The organism is Acinetobacter faecalis, from assembly GCF_034187745.1.
Classification (GTDB): Bacteria; Pseudomonadota; Gammaproteobacteria; order Pseudomonadales; family Moraxellaceae; genus Acinetobacter; species Acinetobacter faecalis.
Window position 1 is genome coordinate 268,769 of record NZ_JAXHPF010000003.1, and the last position, 24,141, is coordinate 292,909.

General features: G+C 36.1%; 18 protein-coding genes. 6 read left to right on the forward strand and 12 right to left on the reverse strand.

Annotation, left to right across the window (positions count from 1 at the left end):
• Positions 1-54 precede the first annotated feature (54 nt).
• From SKM54_RS05005 to SKM54_RS05025, 5 genes are all read right to left on the reverse strand, one after another.
• Positions 55-2,694, reverse strand: coding sequence for a bifunctional aconitate hydratase 2/2-methylisocitrate dehydratase (locus SKM54_RS05005; RefSeq protein ID WP_321094512.1), 2,640 nt, complete (start codon positions 2,692-2,694; stop codon positions 55-57).
• A 295-nt stretch (positions 2,695-2,989) separates the two neighbouring features.
• The gene (locus tag SKM54_RS05010; protein ID WP_154771599.1) at positions 2,990-3,259 is read right to left on the reverse strand and encodes a hypothetical protein; all 270 of its coding nucleotides are present in this window, start codon (positions 3,257-3,259) and stop codon (positions 2,990-2,992) included.
• Between the two features lie 132 nt (positions 3,260-3,391).
• The gene (locus SKM54_RS05015) at positions 3,392-3,751 is read right to left on the reverse strand and encodes a hypothetical protein (RefSeq protein WP_321088646.1); all 360 of its coding nucleotides are present in this window, start codon (positions 3,749-3,751) and stop codon (positions 3,392-3,394) included.
• A 125-nt stretch (positions 3,752-3,876) separates the two neighbouring features.
• A complete protein-coding gene (locus SKM54_RS05020; protein WP_321088645.1) occupies positions 3,877-4,164 on the reverse strand; it encodes a hypothetical protein in 288 nt (95 codons plus the stop codon).
• 100 nt (positions 4,165-4,264) lie between these two features.
• Positions 4,265-4,699 (reverse strand): I78 family peptidase inhibitor, encoded by a 435-nt coding sequence (locus SKM54_RS05025; protein WP_321094514.1) that lies wholly within the window; start codon positions 4,697-4,699, stop codon positions 4,265-4,267.
• A 209-nt stretch (positions 4,700-4,908) separates the two neighbouring features.
• Here SKM54_RS05025 and SKM54_RS05030 point away from each other — a divergent pair, with 209 nt between their 5' ends.
• The gene (locus SKM54_RS05030; RefSeq protein ID WP_321094516.1) at positions 4,909-5,097 is read left to right on the forward strand and encodes a hypothetical protein; all 189 of its coding nucleotides are present in this window, start codon (positions 4,909-4,911) and stop codon (positions 5,095-5,097) included.
• Positions 5,098-5,317: 220 nt separating this feature from the next.
• Positions 5,318-6,823, forward strand: a complete 1,506-nt coding sequence (locus SKM54_RS05035; RefSeq protein WP_321094518.1) for an autotransporter outer membrane beta-barrel domain-containing protein — start codon at positions 5,318-5,320, stop codon at positions 6,821-6,823.
• 92 nt (positions 6,824-6,915) lie between these two features.
• Here SKM54_RS05035 and SKM54_RS05040 read toward each other — a convergent pair whose 3' ends face one another.
• Together SKM54_RS05040 and SKM54_RS05045 are read right to left on the reverse strand one after the other, a co-directional pair.
• Complete coding sequence (locus SKM54_RS05040; protein ID WP_321094520.1) at positions 6,916-11,427, reverse strand: translocation/assembly module TamB domain-containing protein; 4,512 nt, start codon at positions 11,425-11,427, stop codon at positions 6,916-6,918.
• 20 nt (positions 11,428-11,447) lie between these two features.
• Entirely contained in the window at positions 11,448-14,183 is a 2,736-nt protein-coding gene (locus tag SKM54_RS05045) for an autotransporter assembly complex protein TamA (RefSeq protein ID WP_321094522.1), read from the reverse strand.
• A 178-nt stretch (positions 14,184-14,361) separates the two neighbouring features.
• On the opposite strand from SKM54_RS05045, the gene SKM54_RS05050 reads away from it, so the two are divergent.
• Together SKM54_RS05050 and coq7 are read left to right on the forward strand one after the other, a co-directional pair.
• Positions 14,362-15,681, forward strand: coding sequence for an MFS transporter (locus SKM54_RS05050; protein ID WP_321094524.1), 1,320 nt, complete (start codon positions 14,362-14,364; stop codon positions 15,679-15,681).
• Between the two features lie 3 nt (positions 15,682-15,684).
• Positions 15,685-16,320, forward strand: coding sequence for a 2-polyprenyl-3-methyl-6-methoxy-1,4-benzoquinone monooxygenase (gene coq7 / locus SKM54_RS05055; protein ID WP_321094526.1), 636 nt, complete (start codon positions 15,685-15,687; stop codon positions 16,318-16,320).
• Positions 16,321-16,376: 56 nt separating this feature from the next.
• Here the strand turns inward: coq7 and SKM54_RS05060 are convergent, their stop codons facing one another.
• The 3 genes from SKM54_RS05060 to prpB form a co-directional block, all read right to left on the reverse strand.
• On the reverse strand, positions 16,377-18,734 hold the full coding sequence (locus tag SKM54_RS05060; protein WP_321094528.1) for an AAA family ATPase: 2,358 nt from the start codon (positions 18,732-18,734) through the stop codon (positions 16,377-16,379).
• Positions 18,735-18,893: 159 nt separating this feature from the next.
• On the reverse strand, positions 18,894-20,021 hold the full coding sequence (prpC, locus tag SKM54_RS05065; protein WP_321088635.1) for a bifunctional 2-methylcitrate synthase/citrate synthase: 1,128 nt from the start codon (positions 20,019-20,021) through the stop codon (positions 18,894-18,896).
• A gap of 4 nt (positions 20,022-20,025) precedes the next feature.
• Positions 20,026-20,910: a methylisocitrate lyase gene (gene prpB / locus SKM54_RS05070; RefSeq protein WP_321088634.1), complete on the reverse strand. Its 885-nt coding sequence runs from the start codon at positions 20,908-20,910 to the stop codon at positions 20,026-20,028.
• A gap of 205 nt (positions 20,911-21,115) precedes the next feature.
• Here prpB and SKM54_RS05075 point away from each other — a divergent pair, with 205 nt between their 5' ends.
• Positions 21,116-21,763: a TetR/AcrR family transcriptional regulator gene (locus SKM54_RS05075; protein ID WP_321094551.1), complete on the forward strand. Its 648-nt coding sequence runs from the start codon at positions 21,116-21,118 to the stop codon at positions 21,761-21,763.
• Positions 21,764-21,873: 110 nt separating this feature from the next.
• Positions 21,874-22,794 carry an ornithine carbamoyltransferase gene (gene argF / locus SKM54_RS05080; RefSeq protein WP_154771531.1) on the forward strand — a complete coding sequence of 307 codons (921 nt, stop codon included), beginning with the start codon at positions 21,874-21,876 and terminating at the stop codon, positions 22,792-22,794.
• A gap of 85 nt (positions 22,795-22,879) precedes the next feature.
• Here argF and SKM54_RS05085 read toward each other — a convergent pair whose 3' ends face one another.
• Positions 22,880-23,299, reverse strand: coding sequence for a hypothetical protein (locus SKM54_RS05085; protein WP_321094530.1), 420 nt, complete (start codon positions 23,297-23,299; stop codon positions 22,880-22,882).
• A 20-nt stretch (positions 23,300-23,319) separates the two neighbouring features.
• Positions 23,320-23,961, reverse strand: coding sequence for a hypothetical protein (locus SKM54_RS05090; RefSeq protein WP_321094532.1), 642 nt, complete (start codon positions 23,959-23,961; stop codon positions 23,320-23,322).
• Positions 23,962-24,141: the final 180 nt, after the last annotated feature.

Below are 24,141 nucleotides of genomic sequence, written 5' to 3' on the forward strand. Positions count from 1 at the left end.
GGGCTGATTAATCAGCCCTTATTTTTAACTCATATTACTTTAATTTTCAACAAATTAAGTTAACTGAGCAGCAGCAATTTTCTTCGTATCAACATCTTTAGCAGCATCTGTATAGTCGCTCATTTTGTCGAAACTTAAGTATTGGTAAATATCAGCAGACATGCTGTCAATTTGAGCAGCATATTCTTGATATTCCGCAGGTGTTGGTAATTTACCAAGTACCGCAGCAACAGAAGCAAGTTCAGCAGAAGCTAAGTAAACGTTAGCACCTTGACCTAAACGGTTCGGGAAGTTACGAGTAGAAGTCGAAACACAAGTAGTGTTCGGAGCTACACGTGCTTGGTTACCCATACATAATGAACAACCTGGCATTTCAGTACGCGCGCCAGCTTTACCATAAGTATTGTAGAAACCTTCTTCCATCAATTGACGCTCATCCATACGAGTTGGTGGAGCAATCCACAAACGAGTATTTAATACGCCACCAGGAACTTTCTCTAACAATTTACCAGTTGCACGGAAGTGACCAATGTTAGTCATACATGAACCAACAAACACTTCGTCAATTTTCACGCCTTGAACGTCAGATAACAATTTCGCATCATCTGGATCGTTTGGACAGCAAAGAACTGGCTCTGTAATTGTAGCTAGGTCAATTTCATACACTTTCGTGTATTCAGCATCAGCATCAGCTTTAAGAAGTGATGGGTTCGCTAACCATTTTTCCATGTTCTCAACACGACGAGCCATAGTACGCGCATCGCCATAACCTTCAGAAATCATCCACTTAAGCATAGTGATGTTTGAACGAAGGTATTCAGCAACTTTCTCTTCAGAAAGCGTGATAGAACAACCAGCAGCTGAACGTTCAGCAGAAGCATCAGAAAGTTCGAATGCTTGCTCAACAGTTAAGTCAGTTTCCATTTCTGTTAAGTCGATTTCTAAAATACGACCAGAGAAGATGTTTTTCTTACCTTTCTTCTCTACAGTTAAGTCACCTTGCTGAATCGCAACGTAAGGAATTGCATGTACTAGGTCACGTAGAGTGATACCAGGTTGCATTTTACCTTTGAACTTAACAAGTACAGATTCAGGCATATCAAGTGGCATAACACCAGTTGCAGCAGCAAACGCTACAAGACCAGAACCCGCTGGGAAAGAAATACCAATTGGGAAACGAGTATGTGAGTCACCACCAGTACCAACAGTATCTGGAAGAAGCATACGGTTTAACCAAGAGTGGATAATACCGTCGCCTGGGCGTAAAGACACACCACCACGGTTCATGATGAAATCAGGAAGCGAGTGTTGCATTTGAACGTCAACTGGCTTTGGATAAGCAGCTGTATGACAGAAAGATTGCATAACTAGGTCAGCAGAGAAACCTAGGCAAGCTAAGTCTTTCAATTCGTCACGAGTCATTGGACCTGTTGTATCTTGAGAACCAACAGTTGTCATCTTAGGTTCGCAGTAAGTACCCGGAAGTACACCTTGACCTTCAGGAAGACCACAAGCGCGACCAACCATTTTTTGAGCTTGAGTGAAGCCTTTACCAGTAGCAGCAGGCTGAACTGGAGTACGGAATAAAGTCGATGGAGCAAGACCTAATTCTTCACGAGCTTTAGTTGTTAAGCCACGACCAACGATTAAGTTGATACGACCACCCGCACGAACTTCGTCAAGAAGTACTGGAGTTTTAAGTTCAGCTTCAGCAATAACAGCGCCATCTTTAGATGCAGTTACTTTTGCAGCAGCGTGATCGATGTTTAGAACGATTTCATCGCCCATGTTCATGTTAGCAACATCAATCTCGATTGGTAACGCACCAGCATCTTCCATTGTGTTGAAGAAAATTGGAGCGATTTTAGAACCTAGGCAGTAACCACCGTCTTTTTTGTTCGGGATGTGAGCAATGTCATCACCAAAGAACCAAAGAACAGAGTTAGTTGCAGATTTACGAGATGAACCTGTACCAACAACGTCACCAACGTAAGCAACTTGGTTGCCTTTAGCAACTAACGCTTTAATTTGGCTTAATGGACCAACTTCACCTGGTTTTTCAGGGTTGATACCATCACGTTCGTTTTTCAACATTGCGTTAGCGTGTAACGGAATGTCTGGACGGCTCCAAGCGTCTTGTGCAGGTGACAAGTCGTCTGTGTTCGTTTCGCCAGTTACTTTGAAAACTGTAAGTTTGATTTCTGTTGGAACATCTTTACGGCTTGTGAACCATTCAGCATCAGCCCAAGATTGCATAACCGCTTTTGCATTTGCATTGCCCGCTTTTGCTTTATCAGCAACGTCATGGAACGCATCAAATACAAGAAGAGTTTTCTTAAGTGCTTCAGCAGCTAATTCAGCAAGTTCAGCGTTATCAAGAAGAGCAACTAAAGGTGCTACGTTATAACCACCAAGCATAGTACCTAGTAAGTAAACTGCACGTTCTTTAGAAACTAATGGAGAAGTACATTCGCCATTTGCCAAAGCAGCCAAGAAAGCAGCTTTTACATAAGCAGCTTGGTCAACACCCGCTGGAACACGGTTTTCTAGTAAATCAACTAGAAACGCTTCTTCGCCAGCTGGTGGATTTTTTAATAATTCAACTAATGCAGCTGTTTGAGCATCATCAAGTGGCTTCGGTGGGACTCCGAGTGCGGCACGTTCTTCAACGTGTTGGCGGTAAGCTTCTAGCACGGTGTAATTCCTCTTTTTAAAAAATTATTTACAAATTCCAGCCATTCACAGGCTTCGTAAATAATATGGACTACTTAATTTTACTAAAATTCCAGTTAAAAGTTAATGCGCTACAAGTGTTTCTTCGTGATGCTCATTATTTATTAACTAAATGATGCCAATCTTGATTATTCGGTAATCGAATTGCTAAAAATATGTACATCTAACTTGTATGTTTAACACTTTTTAAGCAGAAAAGAATCATTTAAAAGGCAACATGATGTTGCCTTCTAAATAAAAAAAATCATATTCAACCTTAGTGGACTGTAGTGCCTTGTATATATTGCTCTAAAGTTGATCGGCAGCCTGTAAATTTCATTTGAATTTGATCTTCATGCAACATTTGATGCGCTGCACTTGCAAAGGATATTTTAACTAAAAATAGTTTGGCTTGTTCATCTATAACTTGATCGATATACACTTTATCGCCCAAACTTAATACATAACTGCTACCACCAATAATGGCAACACCTTGCTCATCTTCCAAGAGCAAATCTGAATTGTGAAGATATCTAACGACTTCCATATGACTCTCCTTTTGTACTTGTTATAAATCTTAATATGACAAAAAAAGATAAGCTTTTCTATTAATTTGATAATATTTTATACAATGAATATTGCTTAGGCTATTTTTATTCTATGTAAAAAAAACCGTTCCTTAGAACGGTTTGTAATCTGGCATTTGATCATGCGGTGTTGCAATACATCTTTCTGTTACTTTTGCTTTAAGGTTATTGCGTGCACCTTCAACATCATCATTAAGTTCTGCTACTGGCAATTCGTAAGCTTCATCAATAATTTTTAAGATAAAACCTTTGGTTGTTTCATCATCAATTTTTTCTGCATGCTCAATTGCTTTGTCTTTTTCAATACCATTTTGACGATCTAACACAATTGAACGTGCTGCATTTCCTACGCTTGTACAGTAACCATGCCACTGCTCTTGCGGAGTTAAAGGTTTCTTTTCAGCACAGCCTGTTAATGCAACAAGAATGCCTAAAGCAAGTAACTTTTTCATTCAAAATCTCCTCTTGTGCCTATGATAATCAAATTTGTGCAAAATAAGAAATTTCAAATGTTCTAAATACAAAAAAGCCCTTTATAGCGCTTTTTTAATACTTAATTTCAACAAATTTTATGTATTCACAAAATTTCTTCTGTTTTAAATTCTGGATGTAATACTCGATATTCCTTTAAAAGCCTTTTTTCTGTCGCTAAAAAAGGTTTATTTTCTTCAAGCCAAGTTGACTTTCGTGTATCAAAGTCTGAATTCACTAAAAACCAATCTGAAACAACACCATAAATAAACGTATTATCTGAAAATACAAATTTCGCTTGATTGCGAATTTTGCTGTTAAGAAAAATTTTATGAGTGGGTAAAGCGCCAAATACGCCTAATTTTGTATACCGATACTCATATACATCGACCATAAAAAAAAGAATCCAATATCTAATCCTCTATAATATCTTAATTAGAGAAATTAAACCGATTGGACTCTTTTTTAATACTTAAGCAAATATGTCTAAAATGTTAACCGCAAGTTGCCGTTAAAATCTTTTTAGTGACAGGATCAATTGTTACAGTAATGCGCTCTATACGGTAATCCATAGTTACAGGTTGACCTGGCTTTACAGTGCGTACAATTGAAGACTGTGTTTTTTCTTTAATTTGATTTTCGGTTAAATCTTGCAGTCCAACCAATTTTTTTGCTTCTTCAGACACACATTCCGCATTATCTTTTCTAAAAAGCTCCCACTCTTCAATCACCTGCCCATTTGGTAAGTGGCAATAGCCAACTTGTCCATTAGTTTCATTTTTAATAGATAACTTTCCGCCCAAATCTACACAGTGTTTGCTTGCAGGGTTAGGCATACCTAGTTTTGGAGTAATGTCTTTTTGAGTTTGTGCTGTTGAACATGCAGTAATAGAAGCAAAAATTGCACCGATAAATAAGATTTTTTTCATGAGATTATTATCGTGGTAATAAAATTTAAATGTATCAGATTTAGACAGTTTATGTATTTAATAATCTAGCTTTTATTGAAAAGCCAACACTCAGTATTAATATCTTAACAGCCTTCCTTTTTCGATAAATACATAAAAAATAATCACTTATAATATAATTAATGATTCATGTGATATTGTAAAGGAATAGTGATTGGAGCCGTTAAATAATGAAAAACATCACACCAGAAGAAACACCCAAAAGTGCGAAAATTGAAGAGTCTTATACTACTGAATACAACGAATCGAAATATTTAATATGGCTTAGAAAACAAAATTGGTTCTTATGGGGCGGTATCACAGGTATTTTAATTGCCTTGTATAGAAACTATGATCGGATAATTGGTTGGTTTTCTTAATTAAATGTCATTCCCAATAAAAGCAATAAATTAATTCAATTTGCAGCTGCTCCTACATGGGTGTTTGTACAGCCCAAATTTTCTTTGCATATCAAATATCAATTTATATTTAAGTACCTTTTATCAAAGAAAAAGATAACTAATAAAAATACCAATTTATAGGGATGTTATTTTATAAAAAATCGAGTATTTTATAGCCAATCCAGGGGGGGGATTAATAATGAATAAACTTTTATCTGCAACTATTTTAAGTAGTACATTTTTTTTGATGAATCATAGTTATGCATTAACCATAGAAAATCCAACAAATGGTAGTGCTATTGGTACTTGGGGGGGAGGATGGGTAACTAGTATTTATGGTCAAACGATTAAATTAACAGATAGACAATATAATAAATTAGATAATTTTACTTTTTATCTAGGAACTACTCCAAACTCTTCACCTATCTCTTTTGATGCCTATATTTATAAATGGGACTCTACATCAAATAAAATTGTAGGGAATGCCGTATTCGAACAAAAAAATCTATTAGCAACAACAAACAATACAAATTTTACTCCTATAACTGTAAACACAGAGAATACTAAACTTGAGTCAAATCAAGATTATGTCATATTTTTATCATCTCTTGATTATTCTTTAAACCCTTCACTTTATTGGCGAACTGGGGAGGCTATTGATGGTGATTTTGTTTTTCTTAATGCATCAAGTTTTTCGGACGTAATTGATGACTCTTGGAGTTTTTGGCTTAATTATGACCTTGCTTATATTTTAAACCTCTCTCAGTGGCTTTCTGCTCAAGATACAATAGCATCTATGCAAAATAATATTTTGGGGCTTAACCAGTTATTCACAATCCAAGCCAATGCTTTAGAAAATTCACTGTCTCAAAAATGTTCTTATTTTAATAATGATAATTTTTGTGTTTCTTTCTCTGCTAACTATGCTCAAGCAAATAATTCTAGTGACATCGATGCGACTTCAGGTATTGTAAATGTTGCTTATAAAATTAACCAAAACTTTTATGTAGGTGGATCTTTAGAGCAAATTGTTTCTGATGTTCATTACTCAGATGTAAGCTATCGTCAAACTGCTCCAGATGTTTCGGTTTATACAGGCTGGAATCAAAATGATAATACTGAAGGCTTAAATGCTCATATTGCTTATCGTTATAGTAATGGTAAAGTTGATATAAAACGTGATCAGATTGCTTCTGCTGAAGCAGGACAAGGACGTTCTGATTTAATCACAAGTGCTTGGTATGCATCTTTAGGTAATACTTTTAATACTCAGAACAAAGCGCTTGTAACACCTTATATCGCTGTAAGATATTCTGACATTGAGCGTAAAGCATATACTGAAAACCTATCCAATAATGTGACCACGCCTTTAAGTTACGACGATCTTAATCGTAAAACCACAACAGCAATTGTAGGCGTAGAAGCAGTGACCACATTAACACCTAAAGTAAACATATCTGGTACAGTCGGTTATGAAAATGACCTTGATAAAAAATTCTCAAATTACTCTGCAACAGGTGTAGACGGTTTAACACCTTTAGATTTTAATGACGGTTATAAAAACAATCGCTTATTCTTATCTACAGGTCTTGATTATAACTTTGCTAAAAATCAAAACATAGGCTTAAACATATCATATCGTGAAAGTGCATTTACACCTTCAGCTGTGACAAGTGCTTCAATTGTATATCAAACTTCGTTCTAATTTTTAAAAGCCCTCACTTGAGGGCTGCTTTTCTTGCAATCGCTTTAAGGTACGTAAGAAAAAACAATCATTTAATATAATTTTTTCATACGCTAGAATCTCCAATTATAGAAAAAGTCGATTGCTCGTTCTAAAGACTGACTCGCTTCCATATATAAACGCTGATTCATTTGATAACGCAGCGTTAATTTATTTACAGGTGTAAATACACCAACACCGTATCGAATAAACAAATCTGGTGTGATATAGCCTGTTAAACTGACTTGCGTATCATCGCCTGTACCTTGTGCATCTAAAGCCAAACCGCTTAACCCGAAAGTACGTCCAATTTGGTTTGTTAAAGCACGTGTACCACCAAGCCCCATACTAATACCTGCTGCTGCAATGGTATTGTTTACATCAGACTTAAAGCCTTCTGTTTGACTTAAACCACTTGAACCTTCATTAATACGACCTGTAATAATTGCATTTAAAGCTTCTTGCTCAGACAACCCTGCATCGTTATACACTTGAATACTTGGGCTTGATGCTGTGCCTGTAATTCGAATGCCCACCAAACTGCTTTGGATGCTTTTATTGGTATCAATATCTAATGTTGGATTAGACAATGCGCCATTAAAACGAGCAATCGCACGATTTAAATCTAGGCTTTGTCCATAAGCTTCAATTTTTACACGCTTACTTACACCAATGGCACCATTAGCACGCATGGCAGTTTCAGAACCACGTTGCGTTAAATACAAACGACCCGTTAATGGAATACGGCTATCAAAGCCTTGGAAGATGACCTGATTACCCAAGCTTACATCTAGATCTGCATGAATAGACCAAGGTTTTGCCGCTTTTAAAATTGCAAGTTGGTCTTGTCCTTCATGTACCACACGCACATCTGAAGATACATTCACTACACTTGCTGTTGCTTCAGGCATAGAAATAAGTGCACGTGGTACATTTACTTCACCTTTCACAGATAATTTACTTTGGAATGGATAAGCCTGTAATGCAATATCTGTATTTACAATGGCTGTAATTAACGGCGCTTGGCGCACCAATAAATTATCACCTTTCAAATTCAGATTAAGTTTCGGCTCACCTTTCCAGTCGAAATCACCTGTAATTTTCCCAACGCCACGACCACTATTAAATGCGCCATTAATGGCAGCATTGTCTTGTCGAATAGAAGAATACAATTGAATATTGGTTAAATTAACAGGTAAAGAAATCATGCTAATTGCACCATTTTTCAAACGCATTTCACCTGTCACTAATGGCTTAGATAATGAACCATTCACTTTACCTGCAAAAGATAAACTACCGTCTAAACGGCGCACATCTGCAATAAATGGTTTAAGGACTTTTAGCTGTAATTCATTAAACGCAACTTCACCACGCATGGCTTTATTTGCAGAATAAGGATCAATTACAACATTGGCATAGCCTGTACCAATTGCAGGCGTTTTCACATCTAAACGTAGTTGTAAGCCTTCAGAAATACTTTTCGCAATCACAGAAATTTGGTCATATTTTAAATTTGAACCAATTTCTTGAGGATCATCTCCTGTAATACCAATAATGCCATTTTGAGTTAGAAGTTTGACGTCAATTTTTGGCTTTTGCCCCTGCGCCCAAGATGCTTTTGCATAACCATTTACCTTACCTGTAATGGCTAAACCATCTGGCATAAATGCAGAGAAATCACTTAAATCTACGTTCTGCGTTACAAAAGAAACATTACCCTTTGTTTTACTTGTGCGAATAGGCTGATCGAAACACAATTGACTTTGCTGACTCATCCAACAATGTGCACCAATAAATAACTCACTATTATTCGTGTGATAAATAACTGATGCATTTTGTTTTTGAACTAGGCGAGTTCTGAGTGAGTCAAAGTCACCTTTTTGAATTTGACCATACCAATCGTTATTGGCATTAAAACCACCTGCCAATTGAACATAAAATTCACTCAGTTTGTTTTCTGCTTTTACTTTAAGTACATGCGCCTTTCGTGTTCCTGCTACAGAAATTTCACCTTGTTGAATTTCACGTTCACCACTACGTAGCGAATTTAGTCGTGCAGTTAAAATAGTTGGTGTTGTATCTGAAGTTGGCAATTCACCTTCAATTTTCAACTGTTTTACACTAAACAAGTTATTAAAACTAAAACCATCTACAACCAAGTTTGCTGTTGCTTTTAAACGTGGTTTCGCCTGAACATTTAAATAGCCATACGCTTTTCCGCGCAAACCACTATAAATTTCATATAAAGCAGGTGCATTAATTTTAACTTTTAAGTTTTGCGCATTACCTGTCGCTTGAATTTGGTTTTGTGCATAAGACAAAAATAAATTATTGGCTTCAAACTGCTGCGGAACTAAACCCTTTTCATGTGAACTCAGCAACATTGCTAAGTTACCCGTACCACGAATAGGCTTATTGTTAATTCTTCCTGCCACGTTTAAACGAGATATGTTTACACGCTTAACTTTATCTGCCCAAAGTCCTTGGGTTTTTACAACACCCGAAACTTCACCACGAACGCTTGATACAAAATATTGTGGTTTAAAGCGAATAAGAGAGGCGTTTACATCCCAACCAATTCCATGCGTTAAGTTCACAATACCATCAGCAGAAATACGTCCTGCAACACCATTATGACTAAATTGATTAATTTTAATATATTGTGAAGTACCTGAAATTTTAGCTTTTAAATGACCTTCACTGCCTTCAATTGCACTTGCATTGAGCGCACCATCATAATCAACGGCAAAGCTTTTAAAAGCCCCACCATGTTTTTCATCATGGAATAAAATTGCTGCTGTCATTTTGCCTGTTAAGCGCACAGATTCATTTTGATCTGCTAAACGACCCGTTAATGAAATTGGATTTAAATGAATAATCTGCTGATTTGTTCTTGCATAACCATTGGCTTTTACGTGACCATTTAATAAATTAATTGGCGCTGCACTTGTTACCGTTTGCGGATTAAAATTATTGGCATTAAGTAATGCATTCCACTTTAATTGACGCTTATCTGTCGGTAATTCTACGAATGCACTGCCTTTTAAACCGCCTTGACCTGCACTAAAACTGAAATTAGGCACATTAAGGTTATTATCTTTTATATTTAACTGCGCTAAATATTGTCCCGCAGGTAAGGTAGATTTTTCATGTAGTTTGATAAATGTTTCCACATGAATATTTTGTTGATCATCTACTAAATTCAGCTTCACATCACCCGAATCGCTTTTTAACCAACCAATATACGGCATTTCACGGTCTAAACCTTTCCATGCAATATTCATAAGCATAGGTTCAGGTTTCTTGGTTTTAGCTTCTTTTTGATCTAATTTTAAATTCCAAGCTTCATATTTATCGAATGCAACATTGGCTGTTACATGTAAACCATCTTTCAATAAACCTGTAGATGCTAAATTTGCATCTAATGATGGTGGTAAGAAATCACGTACAACTTCAGGAATAATCTTATCTGTTGGTTTTATATTGTCTAAGCGACCTTTCATATCCCAAGTCACATGATCTTTCCAACTTACAACACCTGCAACATTCACAGCCCCATCTAAAAGCTGTCCATTCACATTTTCAATGTTGAGCTGATTCACTAAATCTGTGTGCATTGAAGCTGTATAACGACCTTCAGGAATATCTTGACCGCTTAAATCTGTATTTAAATCAATATTAAGACGTTCAATATCGCCATAATATTTTGCAGTTCCTTTTTTCGCAAAAAGCTTTTGATCTGTTAGTAATGGAAGATGATAGTTTCTAAATTTTACTTCACCTTTCATAGGAACATGTTCACGAAGCGGATGAACAATTCCCCATCCCGTTAAAAGGTCTGGTGTATTAGTAGCAAAACCAGCTTCAATGGTGTCTAAAGTACCGTTCGCAACAACATGAATACCATGAATATTCAAACTGTCATTTAACGATGGAAGATTTACATCGGCAGTGACTTTCAGTGGGTATTTTCCCTGATCAAAAGTCATTCCACCATTGGCATTTTTAACATTTAAATATCCCATGTCTAAATGGGTATTTTTAAATGTAAGTTCAGTACCTTTCCACAAAGCTTTTTCTAAATGAATATCGTTAAAATCAACTTGAGTGGAACCTGTAATAATTGCCAAATGGTCGACATCGGCTTTATCTACACGTAAAACAAATGGTAGTCGAATTTCATTATATTTAAATGGCTCATCTGAAGATGGACCTTTGGTTATAATTTGAAGATTTTCAACATTGGCATGTGTTAAATGAATTTCTTTTTTAACAATTGCACGCCAACCTAACGACACATCTGCCCGATCAATTTTTACATCTACAGACTCTAGCGTTACCAGTACTTTTTTTAGAATAATGCCATTCAGTAAATTTCCACTTTCATATTCATAGTGAATAATTTGCTGACGTTCAAGCACGCTATCGAGTAAAAACTTACTTCCTCGGTCGGTTGAAAACATAACTGCTAAAGCAGCAACAATAAAAAGAACTACAAAAAGAAGTGACATGAGTACACTTCTTAGTATTCTTCGCTTTTTAGGCAAAGCCGTTGGTAATTCTGGTTGCTGTTCCACTTCAGCCATAAATCTTCTCTAAACGTAAATTATAATTGTGAGCCAATAAAGAAATGTAAACGAATTGGTTTACTGTCATCCGACAAACCACTTGCAACATCTAAACGGATTGGACCAATTGGTGATGCCCAACGAATACCGACACCTGCACTATAAGCAGCAGGTGTTTTAAAGTCTGCATCATATGCATTACCAAAATCTGTAAATACCGCAGCGCGCCATCCTTCAGAAAATTGATAATTATATTCAAGTGAACCTACAGCAAGCGCTTGACCACCCACTTTAAAACCATCTTCTACAGGAGATAAACTCTTATAGTCAAAACCGCGCATGGTTTGATCGCCACCCGTTACATAACGTAAGTTATAAGGTACACGGCTAAAATCATCTGTAAAGATATAGCCCAAATCTGCACGACCTACAAATTGATGATCATAGCTTTCACCTACAGAATAAATGAAACGCCATCCAGCATTGGCAATTGCCATATTGACATCGGTTAATAGGTTCTCACTACCAACTTCAACTTTATAAGTTTGCTTAAAGCCACGTGTTGGATTTACACGTTTATCTGAATCTACACGAGAGATTTCATAACCAAATAGTAAAGACTCTTGCTCAGGATTTCCCGTACCCAAGAAACTATCTGGAATATCCTCTACATTAAATATACCTTGCCCTGTAAGTCGATCAAGTCTGTAACGAACACCCATTACGTGTTGCCAACTACCACGCGGGTTTTTAATGACTCGGTCTGCACCTAATACAGCAGATTCAATAAGTAAATTCCCTGTATCAGAAATGTCTTTACGCTCTTCACGCTCATAACCACCCACTAAAGAAATATAGTCATTTAATGGATGGTTATATGGAATGTTGTATCGACCATCAATGGATTGACGCTTTTCAGACAATTCAAAGTTTGCATCGAAAGAATGACCACGCTTATTCACAATTGCACGGCGATATTGACTACGTAAACGTACGCCTGTGTCTGTACCATAACCTAAACCGACTTCAGCATTATTTAACTTATCGGCATTTAAAGTCACAACAACAGGTATTTTTTTATTTTCACGAGCTTGAGCTTTTAAACGTTCGGTTTCATCTTCTCTTGTTTCTTGCTGAACTTGAAGTTTTCTAAACTCTTTATTGTCTTCATCTTGACCAAAACCAGCAAACTGATCTTCATTCACCACATTTTGTTTTACTTCAGTTGAAGATGCATCTGCTACAGGTCTTGAAATTGGATCTGATGAAGTACCATTTGCTAAATTTTCCAAATCAATTAAAGCTTGAAGATCGGGTGCATATTCCAATTTATTCTCAACAGGATCCGGTCGAACAGCATCAACTAAAGTGTAATTAAAATAACGTGAGTTCGTTAAGTTATTCGCTAATGTATTTACACGCCAAAATGCATAATCTTGACCATCTTCCCAAGGCACTAATTGTTCAAGAATATCTCGATCCAAAGGAAATTCTTTATTTGGATCGCTCATACGGAATTCAACAGCACCAATTTTATATCGGTCGCCTGTTTCATACTTTAAATTAATATCTGCAGTGTCTTGTGGTTGTGAAACTTTTACATCGTGCATACGCCAATATGAATCGAAATAACCATTATTGGTTGCAGCTTCTGCAATACGTTCTTTGGTTTTTTCGTATAAACCATGATTAAAAACATCGCCTTCAGATAAATCTGGCAATACACCTATCACTAAGAATTGTGATTGAGTTTGCCCTGCACCGCTAAATTCAACATTATTGGTTTTTACAACAACAGGTTTATTCGGAACAACTAAAACCTTAACTTTACCATCACCAATTTTTTCAAATTTAAATTCTGCATTATAAAAACCAACCGCTTGCGCAGCCTGATTTGACATCGTTCTTAATTGAGAAATAGATGAAATAAAATCATCAAATGCTTCTACGGTATAACTTGATAATTTGGCTTCTATATTGCTCTTTAATAATTCGACTGATGCCTTTTCACTTGCAGTAAATGTATCTAGATTATCTGTAACAACGACTTCTGCACTAATACGAGGAATAGCTTGTGCATTACCAATCTGTGGAGGACGAACTTTATTATAAATCTTTCTAAAGAAACCTACTTTCTCAGGCTCTTTCGGTTCATCGCTACTTAAACTTAAAACATTTAGCGTGCGACCTGTTTCATTCGCTTCTACAATAATTCTGCTATCTGCATGAATACTATTCATTAATGCATCAACATTTACAGGCGCTTGATTGATTTCTGCTAAATCTTGTTTTGTAGCATCATTTACAACAATGTCTTTAGATTGTTCTGCACGGTTTTTTTCCGCATCTTGTTTTGCTTGTTCTGCAACCTTAAAAATATCTTGCACCATCTGATCATCAACAGACAATTCAGGCAAGCTCTCTAATTCATCTATACCTATCGGTGCAAACTCTTCAATAGGATTAGGAGCGTTCATTTGATCTTGAAGCATTTGGTAGCTGTCAAAATCTTCATCAATTGCATAAAGCTGTTTATTGCTATGCAGTTTAAATTCTGAATTTATGTTATTCGCATTGGCTTTTATTTCTTCTTGATATTCAGCAGGCAACTCTATAGGGCTCATTTCAGCTTGAGTTTGATTTTCTGCAAAACCATGCTGCGCCATTAAGCCTAAAAAAACACTCATACATAATTGTTTATGACCTACTCGTTCCAATAAAGAATGAATACTTAAACTTAATGTTGATTTTTTGAACTTCAATTTTTCAGGCATAAAACGTTAAACCAATCTAATATTTTTTAATATGAAATCCGTATCAATACTATTATACGAGTAAAAATACTATATGACATTCATGATTGAATAGCCTTAAAATATCATACAGGAATTTTATAGTATTATAGAAGTTGCTCACATTTTTTAATAAAACTTTTAAAACAGTGCCAAAGCTATGGATAACAAAGAACATCTATTAGGTACACGTCGTTTTTTACCGATGTTTATCACACAATTTTTTGGTGCTTTAAACGATAATGTTTATAAACAAGCCCTGTTATTGGTCATTACTTATGGTTGGATTCAACAGCAAGCAGCAGATGTAAGTACGCTCAATAATTTGGCGGCACTGTTATTCATATTGCCTTATTTTATTTTTTCAGCAACCGCAGGACAAATTGCCGATAAATATGAAAGATCTCGGCTTGTTCGCTACCTAAAAATATCTGAAATTATCATTATGATTTTAGCCACTGTTGGCTTTTTAATTGGTAATTTGTGGTTACTTTTACTTGCACTGTTTTTATTGGGAACACATTCGACATTTTTTGGTCCCATTAAATATGCAATTTTGCCTGAAATTTTAAAACCAAATGAGTTGATGTCTGGAAATGCCTTATTCCAATCTGGCACATCTATGGCAATTTTAATTGGTATGATTTTAGGCGGTGCGGTTATTTCCTTATCTCAAGGAAATTTAGTTTGGATTAGCTCAACCGTCTTAATCATTGCTATTTTAGGTTATATTTCTAGTACATTTATTCTTAAACAAAAAGTAAACCCTAATAATATTCAGGTCGATTGGAACTTTTTTAGAACAAGCTTCCAAACCATAAAATATGCAAAAAGCCTTCCGCTTATTTTTACAATTTTACTTGGAAACTCTTGGTATTGGTTTTACGGTGCAACTTACCTCACCCAAATTCCACAACTTACCCAACAGTATCTTTATGGAAATGAAAATGTCGTTAGCCTTTTACTAACTTTCTTTTCTGTTGGTATTGGCGTTGGGTCGCTTTTATGTAGAAAAATTGGTGGTACAGAAGTTAATATTAAAATGGTTCCTATTGGTGCGATTGGTTTAACTGTTTTTGCACTTTATTTGGCTGCAAGCATCTCTTTTGTACCTGCTCATACAGGTGAATTACTTTCACTTACTGAAGTATTTCATCAACATGCAAGTTATTACCATGTCATGATTGCCATTACATTATTAGGCATTAGCGGTGGTTTTTATATCGTACCGCTTTACGCCATGATGCAAGCCTATTCACCTTGTTCTCATCGTGCACGTGTAGTGGCTGCAAACAATATTTTAAACGCAATTTTCATGGTAACTTCTGCTATATTCTCTATCATTGTATTAAGTATCTTAAACATAGATATGAAAATACTGTTTTGTATTACCGCAATTTTAAGTGCAATATTTTCAATTTGGTTACTCATTCGAATTAAGCCATTATTAAAAACTGCACAACTCTCGTTGGAGGATTAACTCATGCGTCAATTTACGGGTATCGACAAGCTTATCAATTCATTCGATCAGGCTTTGCGTAGCTTAGTACCAGGTGCAACATCTGCTCATCGAGAAAATCCTGCAAATGAAGTAGATACACAACTTGCAGTAAGTGAAGCGCGTCATGTGGCTGGCTTAATGCGTGTAAATCATAGTGGTGAAGTGTGCGCTCAAGCTTTATATCATGGGCAAGCACTTACGGCGAAATTACCCAATGTACGTCGTGAAATGGAATTTGCCGCAATTGAAGAGCAAGACCATTTAGCGTGGTGTGAAGACCGATTAAAAGAGCTCGATAGCCACACAAGTTTATTTAACCCAGTTTGGTATAGCTTGTCTTTTGGGATGGGCGCATTAGCGGGTATTGCTGGCGATAAATATAGTCTTGGTTTTGTTGCAGAAACAGAACGCCAAGTAAGCTTGCACTTAATTGATCATATCAACCAACTTCCTTCACAAGATGATCGTTCACGTAAAATTTTAACGCAAATGAATGAAGATGAATTACATCACAGAGATACAGCTTTAAAAGCAGGCGGTGTAGATTTACCACTTCCTGTACGTGTTGCAATGACAGGTATTTCTAAGTTAATGACTAAAACGAGTTATTACATTTAAAGATTTATTTCTCACATAAATAAAAAAGCCCCTTTCGGGGCTTTTTTATTGTGATTTTAAGCTTCTTGCTTAGACTCTGCTGCATCTATTAAATCTGCTTCTAAAATTTGAAGTGATTCAATTTCTTCACCAGATTCAATAGTACGATGCACTGCTTTACGCGTTGCTCGAGTAATTAAAGAGTTTAAGTCTCGTCCTGACATACCATCTGTAAGTTTTGCAAGTTCCTGCACTTTTTCACTCACATCAAATGCAACAGGTTTCGAGCTTAAAAGTAAGCTTAAAATTTTCGCACGTGCCTCTACATCTGGTAAGCCAATTTCAATTTTACGTTCTAAGCGTGACAATAATGCAGAGTCGATATTTTCAGGGTAGTTCGATGCCGCAAGCAAGAATACTTGTCCTGCTTTGGTTGCCACACCGTCAATCTCTTGCAGTAATTGTCCCACAATTTCTTGTACAAAACCGTCAGAGTTTCCACCACGAGAACCCGCAATAATGTCAATTTCATCAATAAACACAATACACGGCGCTTGTGAACGCGCTTGTTCAAATAGTTGTTTAACTTTCGAACCAGACTGACCAATAAAGTTCGCTTTTAAATCTGATGTTGCAGCAGCAATAAATGATAAACCTGATTGACCTGCTAAAACTCGTGCAATTTGAGTTTTACCTGTACCCGGTGGACCATATAACAAAATACCTTTTGGTGTAGATATTCCAAGCTTATTTAAACGTTCAGAATTACGTAATTCTTTACCTAAATTTTGGAATTCATTTAAGGTTTTCTCTGGTAAAACAATATCATCCCAAGATAAGGTCTTCACTTGTGTAGACGATTTACCACGCACTTTCCGTACTTGTGCAACCAACGTTTCAATATTTAAATCTGAGTTAATATTCTCAGCAACCAATGTTGCAACAAGTGTATGAATATCACGACCTGACATACCTGAAGTTTCAGTCACTAACTCATCTGTTACTTCAATATTAAGCTCCGCCATCTTAAATTCATTCTTCAAGATGTTTGCACGCGCCTTATCATTTGGTAAACCAATTTCTACCGTGGTGGTGAATCGTGAAAGAATTGCATTGTCTAAAATGTCGTGACGGTTCGTTGCACCAATCACAAATACTTGGCCTGCTGCCTGATTAAAACCATCCCACTCAGAAATAAAGGTTTGCACCAATTCATTGCCAAAACTGTCGTTATCTATACCACCGCGTTTTGCAAATGCGCTTTCACATTCATCAATAAACAAAATCGTTGGTGAGTTATCTCGACAACGTTGCCAAAGCTCTTTTACTTTTGGCGCAGTTTGTCCAATATGACCCGCTTTTAAATCTGCAATATTCACAGCTTCAAAATGGCAGTCTGCTTGTTTTGCAAGCTTTCGTGCAATTAAGGTTTTACCCGTACCCGGTGGACCATATAACAAAACACCTTTTGGAGATGGCTTACGACCTGAAACGAATAGATCAACCAGCTTTAAAATACGGTCTAATGTTTCTTCTTCAAGCGCAACATCTGACCAATTTTCCATGACATCATTTAAGGTCGAAATACGTTTTTTCAAAGAAGATAAAATTTGTTTATGACGCTCAGCTTCTTGTGAATGTTCAGCAAACTCTTGAATTGGCTTAATGTCATCTTGTACTTGATTGGCAAATTCTTTTAAAAACTTCTCACGAACAGTCCATTCTTGTTGAGACAAGTTTGCAGTAATATCAATGATCTGTGGTTCACCATTTTGTTGCACATGAAGCAATGCATAAATTTTCTTAGTCTCAAGATTTTCAAATGCAACAAATGACTCACCAAACATATTGCCAAATCTTTTATCAATTCGCCAATTAGAAGTAGAACCATTACCCTCATTAGATGGCGCAACGGTTGCAATATATGGATGATTAGAATCTCCACTTTCCTTTTCGCTAAACTGCATAAACGATACTTTAAATGTACCTAATTTAAGTAGTGCTTGGCAGGCGCCTTCAGTTTTTTTAGTTGCGGCTTTGGTCATTGCTCTTCGAACAAGCCACACATAAATACCAAAAACAACCAAGTAAGTTAAAAAACGACCAAGAATATATTTTAAGAAATATGGTGCAACGAAAATGAGCAAAACCCAAATTACAATAGTTGCAAAACCACTCTTGGTTAAAGTGCGTAAAGATAGTGATGAAAATAACTCTTTCTTACGTGCATCATCTCGAATTTTCTGTACTGCATGCTTTACCGAATTGGCTAATTTAAGCTCTATATTTCGAGCTGCTCGCTCAACTGCAGGATAATACTGCTCCGCTTCTTTAAATGCTTCTTCACTTTGTGCTTTAATTCCATCTAGCTCAGCAATTGCCTTATTATATTGCTGTGCTAAATACCCCTCATTTTGTAAATTATCATTTGCCATGCAATAAACCATTTATCATTTTCATTATATTTATTATGCAAATAATCTTGTAAATTGCTAGGCAAAATATTTATATTTTCGAACAAAATCCAACATTTAAATTAACCATATATTCCAATAATAAAAAAAAGCCTCAAAAGAGGCTTTTTTTATGAATAATTATCGTGCATCAATTGGTGGAACTTTACGCAGCTCAGGTCCTGTATAATCTGCACTTGGGCGAATAATACGGTTATCAGAACGTTGCTCCATCACATGCGCAGCCCAACCTGTTACACGCGACATTACGAAAATTGGTGTGAATAATTTCGTTGGAATATCCATAAAGTGATAAGCAGATGCATGGAAGAAATCGGCATTACAGAATAATTTCTTCTCGCGCCACATCACTTCTTCACAGCGCACAGATACAGGATATAAAACGGTATCACCCACATCTTTTGCTAAACGCTCAGACCAAATTTTAATAATGCCATTTCGTGGATCATTATCTTTATAAATAGCATGACCAAAGCCCATAATTTTTTCTTTACGCTCAAGCTTACCTAGCATTTCACGTTCAGCTTCTTCTGGCGATGTCCAATTTTCAATCATCTCCATAGCAGCTTCGTTTGCACCACCATGTAAATGACCACGCAATGAACCAATCGCACCTGTAATACATGAATGCATGTCTGACAATGTTGATGCACAAACACGTGCAGTAAATGTAGAAGCGTTAAACTCATGCTCTGCATACAAAATTAAAGAAACATTCATTACTTGTTCATGCAATTCATTTGGCTTTTCACCACGTAATAAATGTAAGAATTGCGCGCCAATTGAATCATCATCTGTATTTTCATTAACACGAACACCATCGTGGCTGAAACGATACCAATAACAAATAATGGCAGGTAAAGTCGCCAAAATACGGTCTGCAACATCTTGTTGATCTGCAAAAGAATATTCTGTTTCTAAATTACCTAACATTGAAACGCCTGTACGCATTACATCCATTGGATGCGAATTTGCAGGAATTCGCTCCAAAACTTCTTTTAACGTTTGTGGCAATGAACGTAAAGATTTTAATTTTGCTTTATACGCTTCAAGCTCTTTTTTATTTGGCAATTCACCAAAGAAAATTAAATAGGCTACTTCTTCAAATTGACAGTTTTCAGCAAGATCTTGCACATCATAACCACGATAAGTTAAGCCTGCTCCGCTTTTACCTACTGTAGATAACGCAGTTTTTCCTGCAACTTGACCACGCAACCCTGCGCCTGTAAGTACTTTTCCTTCAGCCATTTTTTTAATTCTCCTGTTTAAACAGTTTATCTAATGTATTTTCAAAGGTGTGATAATCTAAAAATTCGTAAAGTTCTTTTCGTTGTTGCATTTTATCGAGTACGTTAACCTGAGTTCCTTGGTCACGAATAGCATGCATAACTTCTAATGCTGCTTTTTGCATTGCACGTGTTGCAGAAAGTGGATACAACACCATCGAAATACCTTGTTCACCAAGCTCATCGACTGTGTAATAAGGCGTATCACCAAATTCTGTAATATTTGCCAAAACAGGTACACCCACCGCATCGCAAACTGTTCTGTACATTGTAATGTCTGTCATTGCTTCGGCAAAAATTGCATCTGCACCAGCTTCTACACATGCACAAGCACGGTCAATCACGGCATTTAAGCCTTCTTTTTGCAAAGCATCAGTACGTGCCATAATCACAAAATTAGAATCGGTTTTTGCATCAACCGCAGCTTTAACACGATCAACCATTTCTTGTTGCGTTACAATTTCTTTATTTGGACGATGTCCACAGCGTTTTTGAGCAACTTGATCTTCAATATGAACAGCCGCAGCACCTGCAGCAATCATTTGTTTGACTGTACGTGCAATGTTAAATGCACCGCCCCAGCCCGTATCAATATCTACCAATAATGGTGTATCTACACGTTCTGTAATACGGCGAACATCTTCTAAAACATTGTCTAGGCTAGTCATTCCCAAATCTGGAAGACCATAAGAGTAATTTGCAACTCCTGCACCCGATAAATAGATTGCTTTGTATCCGACTTGCTTTGCCATCATGGCAGAATAAGCATTTACAGTGCCCATAATTTGTAATGGTTTTTCAGCATCCAATGCTTGTCTAAATGCTAAACCTGCAGACTTTTGTTGTGTCATTGTCCTTTCCACAGTATCAATATTATTTATCGAACTTCGAGTATATCCATAATTTTTGATCAATCTACGCCCAAATTGCACGAAAATTATAGAACTTTAGTCATAAGTTAGATGAATATTCACACGATTCTAAAAAATATTTGAAGCGCCACGGCACCTATAATATTTGGTATAATTTAAATTAGTCATCTTCATAAATATGCCAATGCTCAATACTTTTCAGTTTCAAACATCTCATGATATTCCAGCCACTAAACGTGGTCATGAGCGCTGTGTAGCACTTCTTGAAAGTGCGGCTGAATTGTTTCTAAGCCGTGGCTACGATGCTGTTTCATTAGATGACATTGTGAATCATGCAGGTGGATCAAAAGCATCAATTTATAAGTATTTTGGTAATAAGGACGGTTTATTTAAGGCTATTTGTGATTATCGACGCATTCAATTTTTTGAAGATATCAGTGTTACGTGTGATCAAAAATCTATAGATTTACGAACAAATTTAGTCACCACTTTATTGAACTTCTATGCGCATATTCAAAAGCCAGGAAATGCATCTTTCATGAAGTTAATTATGGAGCAAGGTCAGCGTAATCCTGATATTGCTCGCCATATACATGAAAATGGTCCACTCAAAATTCAACAAGTGGTTGCAGATAGCCTAAAAAAGGCGCATGAGAGCGGTTTGTTATATTGTGAAAATCCACTTTATTCTGCACAACTTTACTTTGGAATTTTACGTAATTTAGAATGGCGAATTATTATTGGCGTTCCATTAGAACAAGATGATCAAGAAGTGTTCAAATATATAAACTACGCGGTAGATCGCTTCTTAGACGGTCATCAAAAAGGCTAGTTTTTTTGCTTTTTTGTATAATTATAGTATAGAGTGTTCGATTCTCCTTTTTTCATCAACCAACCAACAACTAATTGTTGTTTCTATTCAACAATTATTGTGGAGTAACCATGGCTCTACGTCACTTTCTTACTTTACGCGATTTATCTACTCTCGAACTAAACCAGATCATCCAACGCGGTATTGAGCTGAAACGAAAGCAGCACAATAACGAAGTTTTCCAACCTTTTGTTGGTAAAGTGATGGGCATGATTTTTGAAAAATCGAGCACCCGTACACGCGTTTCGTTTGAAGCAGGTATGAGCCAGTTTGGTGGTAGTGCAATTTTCCTTTCTTCTCGTGATACGCAATTAGGTCGTGGCGAGCCAATTGAAGATTCTGCACGTGTAATTTCAAGTATGCTTGATATTGTGATGATCCGTACTTTTGGCCATGACATTGTAGAACGCTTTGCTTCTTACTCGAAAGTTCCTGTAATTAATGCTTTAACTGATGATCACCACCCTTGCCAATTGCTTGCGGACGTTCAAACTTACGTTGAACACCGTGGTTCTATTGAAGGCAAAACTGTGGCATGGATTGGTGATGGCAACAATATGTGTAATTCATATATTGAAGCTGCGCACATGTGGGGCTTTAAGTTAAAAATTGCTGCGCCTAAAGGTTATGAACCACAAGAGAAATTTTTGTCTGAATTTGCGCATTGTGTAGAGCTTGTAGATTCTGCTGAAGATGCGGCTGTTAATGCTGACTTAATCGTGACTGACGTTTGGGCAAGTATGGGACAGGAAGAAGAGCAAAAAATTCGTGAAAAAGCATTTGCTGATTTCCAAGTAAATGAAAAATTAATGGATTTGGCTCACCCAGATTGTTTATTTATGCATTGCTTACCTGCGCACCGTGGTGAAGAAATTTCTGAAAATATGCTAGAGCATAAAAATGCTGTAGTTTGGGATGAAGCAGAAAACCGCTTACATGCTCAAAAAGCTTTAGTTGAATTTTTATTAAATGAAAATTTAAAGAAAGACTAAAAATTGATTTAAAAAAGCCCTGAATTCGGGGCTTTTTTATTGATATATTTATTTCGTATAATCGCCATTATGTTAAATGGTGGGATCAGCATCTTATAAAAGAAGTAGTAAAGGACTCTATCTGTCCATTTTCTGAAATGTATTCATCAATTGAATATAATTTATTATCAATCAAGACATAGTGAACTTTCTCTTGTTCTCTATAAAGACTTCCTGGTTCTTCACTATGAAATGTATATCTAAATCCCACACCGGATAATTCATTAGCAGGACTTTCAATGAATTGGGTGATGTTTATATGAGAATATCCTTCGTAGCGCTCATCTTTAATCTGATTTACTTCACTATTTTTTATACTTAAAACTCTGAAATCATCGCCATTCACGATGCCACGACAGGCGGTTTTATCAGTTCCCCATTTACCAATAAATATTGTACTGATTTGTGAGGCATATGCTGAGTTAAAAAATATTGTTGGTAAGAGAATGACTAAAAAAAATTTCATAAAAATCTCATATCACTATATTAATTAATATTACCTATTACTTTCCTAAAAACTTTATTCCAAGTTTTATCTTCTTCGCTATATTTTAAACGAGTTTGTATAACTAATGAGGGTGCGAAATTTATGTCATCTGGTGCGTAATCTCTACTAAATACATCATATTCTTGATTATTTATTTTGGTAATCTTATCAATCGTGAATGCTAAAATTGCATGTTTATTAAACTCAAAAGCATCATCTAATTTTGGATTATTACCTTCTTCAAAATACCCATTATTTACAACTAAAGGCTTTAATTGATACATAGGACCATAGGTGCTAATGACTTCGGTTACGAAATATGAAGAAGTACTTACGGGATTATTAGCCATTTGACATCCTTTGTTCCCTTGCCATAAAACATAGTAAATAGCTTGAGAAGCTTCATTATTTTCAGGAGTCTCTACTATTGGAGCTTGTATAGTAAAAACGTCTTTTAAACTAGTTTTAAATGTGGTGTCACTAGAACGTTCAAAAGATGTGTCACAAGCTATGGAGGTTACATATTGTTTAACTAAGTTGAGGGCGATATTTTTTTCAAAATTTTCTTTTTGCAAAGCAGTTTGAGCATGTGCAATATTCAAAGATGATAAAAGAAATAAAGTCGTTATTATTTTCTTCATGTATAGTCCCAAAAAATTCTAAAAAACAATTATATATAAACAATATGTTTAAGTATATTTTTGATTATCTATTTAGAGTTTCTAAAATTAACATAATACACGTTATACGCACTGTATTTAATTAATCATTTTAAATCAGATTCTTATAATCCACCCAAAAGCCCAGTCATTAGCCATTGG

Bases quoted from the DNA above. Each gene is read 5' to 3' on its own strand.
- SKM54_RS05075 (WP_321094551.1), top strand. From the start codon at position 21,116: ATGCTCAATACTTTTCAGTTTCAAACATCTCATGATATTCCAGCCACT.
- prpB (WP_321088634.1), bottom strand. From the start codon at position 20,910: ATGACACAACAAAAGTCTGCAGGTTTAGCATTTAGACAAGCATTGGAT.
- SKM54_RS05045 (WP_321094522.1), bottom strand. From the start codon at position 14,183: ATGCCTGAAAAATTGAAGTTCAAAAAATCAACATTAAGTTTAAGTATT.
- SKM54_RS05060 (WP_321094528.1), bottom strand. From the start codon at position 18,734: ATGGCAAATGATAATTTACAAAATGAGGGGTATTTAGCACAGCAATAT.
- SKM54_RS05090 (WP_321094532.1), bottom strand. From the start codon at position 23,961: ATGAAGAAAATAATAACGACTTTATTTCTTTTATCATCTTTGAATATT.
- SKM54_RS05025 (WP_321094514.1), bottom strand. From the start codon at position 4,699: ATGAAAAAAATCTTATTTATCGGTGCAATTTTTGCTTCTATTACTGCA.
- prpC (WP_321088635.1), bottom strand. From the start codon at position 20,021: ATGGCTGAAGGAAAAGTACTTACAGGCGCAGGGTTGCGTGGTCAAGTT.
- SKM54_RS05040 (WP_321094520.1), bottom strand. From the start codon at position 11,427: ATGGCTGAAGTGGAACAGCAACCAGAATTACCAACGGCTTTGCCTAAA.
- SKM54_RS05015 (WP_321088646.1), bottom strand. From the start codon at position 3,751: ATGAAAAAGTTACTTGCTTTAGGCATTCTTGTTGCATTAACAGGCTGT.
- coq7 (WP_321094526.1), top strand. From the start codon at position 15,685: ATGCGTCAATTTACGGGTATCGACAAGCTTATCAATTCATTCGATCAG.
- SKM54_RS05030 (WP_321094516.1), top strand. From the start codon at position 4,909: ATGAAAAACATCACACCAGAAGAAACACCCAAAAGTGCGAAAATTGAA.
- SKM54_RS05035 (WP_321094518.1), top strand. From the start codon at position 5,318: ATGAATAAACTTTTATCTGCAACTATTTTAAGTAGTACATTTTTTTTG.
- argF (WP_154771531.1), top strand. From the start codon at position 21,874: ATGGCTCTACGTCACTTTCTTACTTTACGCGATTTATCTACTCTCGAA.
- SKM54_RS05085 (WP_321094530.1), bottom strand. From the start codon at position 23,299: ATGAAATTTTTTTTAGTCATTCTCTTACCAACAATATTTTTTAACTCA.
- SKM54_RS05050 (WP_321094524.1), top strand. From the start codon at position 14,362: ATGGATAACAAAGAACATCTATTAGGTACACGTCGTTTTTTACCGATG.
- SKM54_RS05020 (WP_321088645.1), bottom strand. From the start codon at position 4,164: ATGGTCGATGTATATGAGTATCGGTATACAAAATTAGGCGTATTTGGC.
- SKM54_RS05010 (WP_154771599.1), bottom strand. From the start codon at position 3,259: ATGGAAGTCGTTAGATATCTTCACAATTCAGATTTGCTCTTGGAAGAT.